Raw genomic sequence first — 6,445 nt, forward strand, 5'->3', positions numbered from 1 at the left:
AGATCGTGGCTTGCCTATACCGTGCTGTCGACCGTCGGAAAGCTCAACGCCACGGCGCTCGGCCTCAAGGTTGCTCGTTACAACCCCACCACGCATTACGATCAGGTGCGTGACAAGTGGATCGGCACCGATATTCCGGATGGGCGCTAATTTGCTCCTCCGCCCCGTACCGTCCGGTAAATGATCATCGTATGTCATTTATGGCCGGTCGAGCCTTGGAGTATCGGCTCTCGATAATCGCTTTCTCTGCTTTGGCGCGAAGGAGCGCTTCGAGCTTGGCGGAGGCGTTCTCGATCGGATGGAAGTCTGGGCTGTCGGGCGGAAGAAGAGCGAGCTCGCACCTGCCGCCTTGTGGCCCCGAAGAGGTCGACTATGGCCGAATGACAGGCATGGCTATCGCCATCCTTGCCTCGCATTTTTGACGCATTAATAAAATTTCCTCTACGGAAATTTTCTTTACTTAACCAAATACATTAGTAATACATAACAAAGAACTCTAGATAATATATACTCAAAGAGGATATTAATCCTAAAGAGAGTCTTGATTCGATATTATTATGAGTTAAGTTTTCTAGCGTAATCTCTTTAAGTCGCATATTCGTGCTTGAGATTCATGGCGTTGGAGACTGCATCAGGGCTATTTATGCTACAATTCGACTTTAAAAGTTTTGCTGAAAGGATTTACGAGGCCGCTTTCATTCCTGAATTGTGGCCATCGTTATTGGATGATATGGCCTCGGCCACCGGGTCGGGTATGGGCGGTATAGGTATATATTGGCCAAAGCAGAGGGGCATTGCGAGTACATCGCGAATTTCTCCAGGCACGAAGGAATGGGAACAACCCCCAGAGCAAACTCGGACGTGGCTAAAGCACGTCCGGGCAGGGCAATTCATCAACCGCGGCTTCTTTCAGGTGGATCCTTATCGGGGAGACTGGTCAGATATCCCAGATTTCGGTACTCGCTTAAGAAGGCACATAGAGCGCGGCTTCGGCGCGCAAATTGCAACCATAATCGAGCAATTCAACGGGGAAATCATTACTCTTGAATTCACCAGAAAAGTGGAAGATCCACGCTACGACGATGAGCTGATTTCCAAGCTCGATGATATTCACAACGCGTTCAAGCAGGCTGTATTTTTCTCCTCAAGATTATATTTTGAACAAGCGCGCGGAACCATCGAAACATTGAATGCAGTCGGATTGCCAACTGCGTTATTAGGCGCAAGTGGACAAATTTTGCAGACTAACGCTCTATTCAATACTGTTGAGAACTATTTTATCAGCAGACACTTCGGAAAAGTCTCGATAGCCGGGAGCGAGTCCTTGCGCAAATCGTTCGCGCACGCATTGGAGCTGTCGATCGAAAGAAACGTCAGCGTGCCGATACCTGTGCATGGATCTGGGCATGCCGCAGTTATCCATTTTATGCCGCTCTGCCGTCAGGCTCGATCGATTTTTGCCTCATCCTATGCGATCATGATCGTATCTCCGGTATCGACGGCTATCGGCGTTCCATCGTCTGAACTCTTGTCTGGACTGTTTCGTCTTACACAGGCGGAGGCTCGACTGGCTGCAGCACTGGCATCAGGATTGTCATTGCGGGACTGTGCCGCCAGTTTGGGGATAGCTTTCGGAACAGCAAGATCCTATCTGCTTCGCATTTTCTCCAAGACGGGAACTAGTCAGCAAAGTGAGCTTGTAAGCTTGCTCAAGAGCATCTCCACACCCAGGGATGTTGCCACCATTATCTCAGGGGGATGAACCAGTGCTAAAATCCATTCAGCCCGACGATGAAGGCCTCATGCGCATAATAACTGGAGGTGCGGCGGCGCTCATGCGGCCGCGGCGTCCGTTCGCAATCTTGGCTTCGTGCAATACATCGGGCCTCGCTCGATATTCTCGCCCCGAACTCTGCCGCTTGCCGTGCCGTCAGACCTTCGTCCCAGGCCCTCAAACCCGAACCGAAGATCCTCGCTCGGCCCCCCTCCCATGGTCCACTTCCGTCGAGGTGAATAATCAATCATCTCAAGACGCCGTCGTGACATCACAATCCATTCATTGATCACAGGACGTGCACTGGCTGACAGCCAGACTGAACCTGGTGCGGATGCTGCCATATGGCAGTAGAGGTCTCTCCCCCGGCTGCTTATAGGAGCCTTAACGGCGGAAAGGATCGGTAGCGCTGATCCACTGCCTGTCTCGTCTTGCGCTTTCTTCGCGTCGTCTCCTCCGGCCTCGTGGCTCGGAGTGATGAAATCGCGCAGCGGCCATGTATGGAGGGAAGCAACGGCATGGAACAAGCACGCCACTCGAGCGGTATCAAGCACGCAACCGTGGTTGGTGGAGGCGTTATCGGCGCCTCCTGGGCCGCTCTCTTTCTCGCCAACGGCCTGGACGTCACGGTCAACGACCCTGATCCGGACATCGCCAGAAAGGTTGAATCCCTGGTCGAGGGGGCGACGCCTGCTCTTGCCGGGCTGGGCTATCAGACCGAAGGACTGATAAAGCGGCTTTCCTTCGAGGGCGACCTGGCTACCGCGATTGCCAGCACCGACCTCGTTCAGGAGTGCGGCCCGGAACGGCTGGACTTCAAACAGGCGCTATGGGCGAGAATAGAAGCGGCCGCGCCGAAGGGCGCGCTCCTGCTCTCGTCCAGTTCCAGCATTACCGCCTCCGCGCAGAACCAACAGATGGCACAGCCGGGCAGGCTCATCATCGGACATCCCTTCAATCCTCCGCATCTGATGCCATTGGTCGAAGTGGTGCCGAGCGATCAGAGCGACCCGGCGACGGTCGCGCGCGTCATGGCCTTCTACCGCGAGATCGGCAAGGTCGCGCTGGAGTTGAAGAAGGAAATTCCAGGCTTCGTCGCCAATCGGCTGCAGGCGGCCATCTTTCGTGAATGCATGTATCTGGCGCGCGAGAAGGTTGCCTCCATCCGTGACATCGATGACATCGTCATGAGTTCCCTGGGTATCCGATGGGCGACCAACGGGCCTTTCCTGTCCTTTCATCTCGGCGGCGGCGCCGGCGGCATGGCGCATTTCGTCGAACATCTCGGCAAGGGCGGCATGGAAAAGCTGTGGCAGACCTTTGGCGCGGTTTCCTACGACGATGAGACGTGCCGGCTGCTGATCGATCAGGCGCAGGAATTCTACGGCGACCGCTCGATCGACGAGCTCGGGCAGATCCGGGACGAGAGGCAGGTGGCCGTCATCACCGCGCTCGACAAGCTTCAGGAAGACGCCAAATCGTAAGACCGGTCCTCGGTGCTCGCGACGTGGCTGCAATATCGGGAACGCCGGAACGCGGGTTTTCCTGACTGAGATGGCAACGAGGGAAATCAAGAAATGGCGCACGGCAAGATGACCTCCTCGGGCGGGCGCCTGTTCATTCTCCAGGCCCAGCCGCCCGCCATCATCGCGCTCGATCCGGATAGCGGCCGGTCGGAAACGGTTCTTGTACCCCCAAGCGGCATACCCGATGGCATCCAGGTCGACGGTTCGGGTAATGCAATCTACTGGACCAGCATGGGCATCAAGCCCAGCAATGGAGAAGAGTTCCTCGAGGCGGACGGCGCGATCGAGCGTTGCGATCTCGATGGGCAAAATCACGCCATTCTGGTCGGTCATGGTCAGATCGTCACGCCAAAGCAACTGCAATTCGATAGGCGCGACGGCCTGCTCTACTGGTGCGATCGTGAAGGCATGGCTGTAGCGCGATGCAGCAAGGACGGCGGCGGACTGACGACCCTGCTCCGAACCGGGCAGTGGCCGGATGATGTGGCTGACGTGTTGCGCCATTGCGTGGGCATCGCCGTCGATGCCGCCAATCGCATGCTCTATTGGACCCAGAAAGGACCGGCCGATGCCGGCCTTGGGCGCATCTTCAGGATGGGGCTCACCATTCCCGACGGCACTTCCCCCGAAACCCGGGCTGATGTGGAATTGCTGATCGACCATCTGCCCGAACCGATTGATCTCGAAATCGACCATGAGCGCGGGCAGCTCTATTGGAGCGACCGTGGGGACCTCTCCGGCGGCAATAGCGTCAATCGAGCTGACATCACCCCGGATGGGCTGGCGAACCACGAAGTTCTGGCGACGGGATTGCAGGAGGGAATCGGAATTGCTCTCGATCTCGGCCGCCGGCATATCTTTGTCGGAGATCTGAGTGGCGCCATCCGAATGTTGCCGCTCGACGGTGGGGACATGGCTACGATCCATCGATGCGCGGGACCGGTAACCGGCATCGCGTTTCTTCCGGCCTTTGAGCGCGATCAGGCGCCATGAGGCAAGCACTCGGGCCTTCCGCCCTTCCTCCATCGAACGACAGGAGCTGCCGTGGGATTCGAACCAACCGCAAGGTTCCACTTCGCAAGTCGGGATGGCCTGCAGATTGCCTGCGCGCGTTGGGACGCCAGCGGCCCCAAGCGTGGCAGCGTCCAAATCGCCCATGGCATGGGCGAGCACATCGGGCGCTATTGGGAAACGATCGAGGCCATGGTGGTCGCCGGTTTCACGGTTTATGGCAATGATCACCGAGGGCATGGCCGCACTGCGCCGGACAGCAGCCATTTCGGCGATTATGGCCAGGGCGGCTTTGACCTGCTGGTGGAAGATATGGTGACGCTGAGCGGAGTCGCTCATCAGGAAGCGCCGGACCTACCCTTAATCCTGATGGGGCACAGCATGGGGTCCTTCGCGGCCCAGCAATATGTTCTCAAGCACAGCGGTTATATCGACGCCCTTGTGCTGTCCGGATCGGGTGTTCTCGATGGGCTGGCAGCATTGGCGCCGGCAGGCGTGGAATTGCTGAATGCGGCATTCGAGCCCGCACGCACGCCGGCCGACTGGTTGAGCAGGGATGCGGCCGCCGTCGATGCCTTTCTCGCAGATCCGCTCTGCTTTCCCCAGTTGCAACCCGCATCCTTGCACTCGTTCCTCGCTGCCGGAACACGTCTGGCCTCCCCTGACACGCTCGCAGGCATACGCCGCGATCTGCCCATCTACCTGTTCTCGGGCGAGAAAGATCCCGTGGGGCAGCAGACACAGGGGGTGAGAAAACTGATCGAGCGTTATCGCGCCGCCGGTCTTGCCGATATCACCTTCGACTTCTATCCCGGCGGGCGACACGAAATGCTGAACGAAATCAACCGAGCCGAAGTTCGAGCGAAGTTGATGGCTTGGGTGGATCGCGTGAGCACCGGGACTCGAAGCCCTCGCCAATGATCGAGGGAAAGCAGGGATTGGCGAGAAAGGCCATGAGCAACACAGCGCGATGCATTCACGCGCGCGTGGTTTGTTCGATGGAGAAACTCTCGACATAAGGGAGTTTCGGAAACTCGTTCATCACCCGGGAAATGAATTGGGCCCGCGTGAGCGAGGCAGCGATGAGCAGAAAGTGAAACTGATAGCCACTTCCCTTGTAACTAACGGATAGACTATCGGCGAGCATGGCAAGGCCATGCTCTTGCAGAAACGCGTGCACCACCGCTTCCTGAGGCCGATGCCCTTTACTGTAGCGCAACGAAACTTCCAGGGTAATCTGCACCGGAAATCGCCGTTCGATGCGCGGAACATAGACCATACAAGCGATGAACAGCCCGGTCACGCAGATGGCGGCGAGATAATAGTTCAGCCCAACCAGGATACCGATCGAAGCGGAAGACCATATGGACGCTGCGGTGGTGAGTCCGCGGACGTTGGTGCCGCTCCTGACGATGATCCCCGCGCCGAGAAAGCCGATACCGGTGAGGATGCTCCCCACGAGGGTCACCATCTGGCCCGAAATCGCCGTGAGGGCGCAGGACGCCATGCACACTAGGCAATAAACCTGCGTGCCTCCGGCTCGGCCATGGGAAAAACGTTCATAGCCCAGCAGCCAGCCCAGCAGAAGCGCCAGCAATACACGGAGCACGACGGAAAGATCCGGTTCTAGAAGGAACGTCATACTCCCTCGTTCAGGTTCATACACGGACAGTGGCGGTGTTTTGGTTATGATGGGACAAAAAGACTAGCAACTGCGTCTATGCGTGGCATTGATAAAAGCAGCCTGTAGCCTGCCCATCAGGTTCTCAGGGCAGCTTGGCGGCGATGTGGCCGGCGAGCTGGTCGAGGGCCGAGCTCATCGCCTCGACCTGGGCGGGGGCGCCGGTATCGGCCGGAGGGACGGCGATATTGGCCTGGGCGGCGGTACTGCGCCCGCCATTGCGGTAATGCAGCCGCCATTGTGCCTGCAGCATGACCACGCCCTCGGCATTGGTGTCGAAACGGCTCACCGAAAGCTCCAGCGTCGCCGCTTCCTTGCCCGACACGGTCTGGCTGGTGGTCACCAGCGAGCCGGCGGGCAGGCGCCGGCGCAAATTCTCGGCGAGCACGCGCTGCACCATGGAGCCCATCGGCTCGCCCCAGCGTTCGAACTCGGAGACGCCGAGCTGGACGT

At 58.0% G+C, this 6,445-nt stretch carries 6 protein-coding genes; 4 read left to right on the top strand and 2 right to left on the bottom strand.

Annotation, left to right across the window (positions count from 1 at the left end; all coding sequences use genetic code 11):
• Positions 1-613: 613 nt before the first annotated feature.
• From AB4037_RS34250 to AB4037_RS34265, 4 genes are all read left to right on the top strand, one after another.
• The gene (locus AB4037_RS34250) at positions 614-1,762 is read left to right on the top strand and encodes a hypothetical protein (protein ID WP_441774613.1); all 1,149 of its coding nucleotides are present in this window, start codon (positions 614-616) and stop codon (positions 1,760-1,762) included.
• A 443-nt stretch (positions 1,763-2,205) separates the two neighbouring features.
• Positions 2,206-3,258 carry a 3-hydroxyacyl-CoA dehydrogenase NAD-binding domain-containing protein gene (locus AB4037_RS34255; protein WP_441774614.1) on the top strand — a complete coding sequence of 351 codons (1,053 nt, stop codon included), beginning with the start codon at positions 2,206-2,208 and terminating at the stop codon, positions 3,256-3,258.
• A 93-nt stretch (positions 3,259-3,351) separates the two neighbouring features.
• A complete protein-coding gene (locus AB4037_RS34260; protein WP_441774615.1) occupies positions 3,352-4,293 on the top strand; it encodes a 3-hydroxyacyl-CoA dehydrogenase in 942 nt (313 codons plus the stop codon).
• Between the two features lie 51 nt (positions 4,294-4,344).
• The gene (locus tag AB4037_RS34265; RefSeq protein ID WP_441774616.1) at positions 4,345-5,232 is read left to right on the top strand and encodes an alpha/beta fold hydrolase; all 888 of its coding nucleotides are present in this window, start codon (positions 4,345-4,347) and stop codon (positions 5,230-5,232) included.
• Between the two features lie 55 nt (positions 5,233-5,287).
• On the opposite strand, the gene AB4037_RS34270 is transcribed toward AB4037_RS34265, so the two are convergent.
• On the bottom strand, positions 5,288-5,953 hold the full coding sequence (locus AB4037_RS34270; protein ID WP_441774617.1) for an MgtC/SapB family protein: 666 nt from the start codon (positions 5,951-5,953) through the stop codon (positions 5,288-5,290).
• Positions 5,954-6,077: 124 nt separating this feature from the next.
• Positions 6,078-6,445 (bottom strand): PqiC family protein (locus tag AB4037_RS34275; protein ID WP_441774618.1); only part of this gene is annotated, 368 nt, incomplete at its 5' end.

The organism is Labrys sp. KB_33_2, assembly GCF_052114505.1.
Taxonomy (GTDB): domain Bacteria; phylum Pseudomonadota; class Alphaproteobacteria; order Rhizobiales; family Labraceae; genus Labrys.

What these genes read in the sequence shown, in the direction of transcription:
- AB4037_RS34250 (WP_441774613.1), top strand. Translation starts at nt 614, where the DNA reads ATGGCGTTGGAGACTGCATCAGGGCTATTTATGCTACAATTCGACTTT.
- AB4037_RS34260 (WP_441774615.1), top strand. Translation starts at nt 3,352, where the DNA reads ATGGCGCACGGCAAGATGACCTCCTCGGGCGGGCGCCTGTTCATTCTC.
- AB4037_RS34270 (WP_441774617.1), bottom strand. Translation starts at nt 5,953, where the DNA reads ATGACGTTCCTTCTAGAACCGGATCTTTCCGTCGTGCTCCGTGTATTG.